The sequence below is a fragment of the Wolbachia pipientis genome, assembly GCF_023661085.1.
Classification (GTDB): domain Bacteria; phylum Pseudomonadota; class Alphaproteobacteria; order Rickettsiales; family Anaplasmataceae; genus Wolbachia.
The window spans coordinates 1-2,637 of sequence record NZ_JAHDJT010000144.1 but is presented as its reverse complement, the minus strand read 5'-3'; the positions used below and the strand labels follow the sequence as shown (position 1 = coordinate 2,637).

At 34.7% G+C, this 2,637-nt stretch carries 3 protein-coding genes; 1 reads left to right on the top strand and 2 read right to left on the bottom strand.

The features are described from left to right. Nucleotides 1–144: 144 nt before the first annotated feature. Both DM84_RS05650 and DM84_RS05645 read right to left on the bottom strand, forming a co-directional pair. Complete coding sequence (locus DM84_RS05650) at nt 145–639, bottom strand: RDD family protein (RefSeq protein WP_250779005.1); 495 nt, start codon at nt 637–639, stop codon at nt 145–147. Continuing rightward, nucleotides 639–1,277, bottom strand: coding sequence for an HAD family hydrolase (locus DM84_RS05645; RefSeq protein ID WP_250779003.1), 639 nt, complete (start codon nt 1,275–1,277; stop codon nt 639–641). The genes DM84_RS05650 and DM84_RS05645 overlap by 1 nt, the downstream gene beginning before the upstream one ends. A gap of 170 nt (nt 1,278–1,447) precedes the next feature. On the opposite strand from DM84_RS05645, the gene DM84_RS05640 reads away from it, so the two are divergent. Then, entirely contained in the window at nt 1,448–2,401 is a 954-nt protein-coding gene (locus tag DM84_RS05640) for a hypothetical protein (RefSeq protein WP_250779002.1), read from the top strand. Nucleotides 2,402–2,637 lie beyond the last annotated feature (236 nt).

Below are 2,637 nucleotides of genomic sequence, written 5' to 3'. Positions count from 1 at the left end.
TAACTTCTCTAAATTTGCTCACAATCTCTTAACTTGACGCGTATGGTTCGTACAGTTGTATGTAAGCTGCTTACATGGCACCATTTTTGCTTCAATATTTACCACGCTCTTGAATAGATAAATTAGGTATACAAAAGATTTAATCTATCTGATAGCTCCTTTCACAACAATCGTACCAAACAGCATATCATGATATGTCTGTTTCTTTTGAGAGAAGCAAGCTACTAAATACCAGCAGAGGAAAAGCAGCTGTATAACTACTACCAGTATGTTGGCAACACTTACTAACGCCTCTTGTTCTTGGAAAAGCTCGATTAGGATAGCTATTACGTTGTTCAATAGATGAAGAAAAAACTGAGAAATGCTTCTATCAAATGCTAAACTCAAGTCTATTTTAGAACCATCTAGGCTTATGGTATGTATGTTCATTAACTGCTGACCAGGAGTTGCCTGAGTTGCTGAGGATATAAAATATGTGAAGTAACTGCAATTTACACACATATATGATAAATATAAAATTAACGGAAAATTCTTTAACAATAGTATGATTAATAGGTTTGGAATTAATAAAATTGCCACATCTATTAAATATGCACAAAAGCGCCTTTTGATACTGGCAATCTCTGTAACAGTGTTCATTATCTATCTTTCAAATACTTTATTATGAAATCTGTAAGTTTATCAAAATGTTGAAAACATAACAAATCTTCGTATCCGCTTATTGATTGGCCATATATAATAGGTAAACAATTGGCGTTTTGTGCACACAAAATATCTGTGATACTATCACCAACAAAAAACACATTTTCTTTATTTATAGGCAATGTACTCTCCTCTAGTGCAAACAGCAGTGGAGTTGCAGATGGTTTGTCTTCTGCAGTGTCGCATGAACCAACTACCCTCTCAAAGTAAGAGTCTAGCTTAAAATAGGCTACTTCTTCACGTAAATTAGTGTTTTTCTTATTACTTACTATTGCTAGATAGATATTATGGCTTTTCAACTTCTGCAGCATTTTTTCTACTCCTTGATTTAGAGTAATGTTTTGCAACAGTGCATTATCTAGGTATTGTTGGTATATTTGATTTGCTTTTTTCCACTGATCGCCAAATAAATTGACCATGTAACTCTTTCTCGACTCATGGGAATTTCTATCAGCGGCTTTATTACTGTACCCCATTGAGTCTAAGGTATGCTTAATGGCATTAGAAATATTGTCTTGGGTGTCAACCAAGGTATTATCCCAATCGAATACTACTGCTAATGGGCTGTTTTTCATTTCTACATTGTTACGTATTTTAGGTTAATAAGTAAATAACATTTTGATGAAAAAAATATAAATAGGACGCTCTTAATGATCACAAGAAACATTACTTATTGCAAGTTGTGTTAACCATTTCTACATAATAAGCTAATACACTGGTTTTATAAGCTTTATTAGGAGTAGGTATGGCTGAAGTTAAGAATACATCTCAAGAAAATGTTGAAAGAAAGTTTAAAGATGTTTTTGAACGTTCCCCAGGTCCTTTCCCAGAAGGGGCTTCATTAGAAGATAAGGTTAATTATATTACAGAAAGAACAGAAGCTCTAAAGGCTGTAAAAAGTAAAGAGCTCGAAAGTAAAATGGAAAATATTGCAAAATTAAACAAAGAGCTTGAAAAACGACAAAGACAGAACGATGAAGAAATAGATAAACTTAGACGATCAACACAAGAGCTAAGAAAAGAGTTTGGTACAAGTAAAATAAAGAAATTAGGTGGTAATGATAAATTACCGCAAGAAGCTAGGAAAGATGCGCAAATCGCTGAAGCTTCTAAGCAAACAGATATGCAACCACCAAGGGTTGAAGAGTTGCGTGATAATCCAGAGTTTCAAGAAGCAGCCGGCAATCTTAAAAAAGCTACTGCAGAAGGTGAAAAGTTTGGACGAAGTGGACAAAAGGGGACCTCTGTGCAAACAGACACACAACTATCGGTGAATGCGGAGGCTCAAGCTCTGTCGGAATCTAAATCACAGGCTGTTGGTTTCTCTTCGATGAGTATAACTCCTACAAAAGAAAAAATCAGTGATAAAAAGCCTGAGTTGAATAAAAAGGATAATGTACCTCAAGAAAATCAGAAAGAAGAAGGGCTTTTCAGTCTTCTCAAGCGCTTTGTTAAGAAGGTACTAGAAAAGCTTTTAGGTGAAGATGAAAAGAGTGTAGAGAATGCTCATAGCATGAAAGGAGCTACTCAGAGAGATAACGAGGTGCAACAACAGGGCAAGCACTTCGATAAAATTTTAAATCAAGATCAAAGTATAGGAAAAGGTTTAAAGCAAGTAGCAACACAACTTGAGAATTCTACGATAACTCCTGTCAATACTCCTAAAGTGACTGAAGTAAGCGCGGGTCGTGAAAGATGATCCGCTTGACTTCAGTGATTTGAAAAAGCATTTGACTATACAATATGCTGTATGGCTACAATTAGACTTATTGCTTAACTTAAACTAAAGGCAATTACTTTTGGCATTTTTTGTGTGCTCTAAAATTGCCTTAGCTATAAATATTAAGAAATTTACTATACGAGAAAAAGCAAAAGAAACTCCGAGTGGCGAGTTTTGACTCTATAATACTGTAAATTGGCGCTATAATAATTTAC

Bases quoted from the DNA above. Each gene is read 5' to 3' on its own strand.
- DM84_RS05650 (WP_250779005.1), bottom strand. From the start codon at position 639: ATGAACACTGTTACAGAGATTGCCAGTATCAAAAGGCGCTTTTGTGCA.
- DM84_RS05640 (WP_250779002.1), top strand. From the start codon at position 1,448: ATGGCTGAAGTTAAGAATACATCTCAAGAAAATGTTGAAAGAAAGTTT.
- DM84_RS05645 (WP_250779003.1), bottom strand. From the start codon at position 1,277: ATGAAAAACAGCCCATTAGCAGTAGTATTCGATTGGGATAATACCTTG.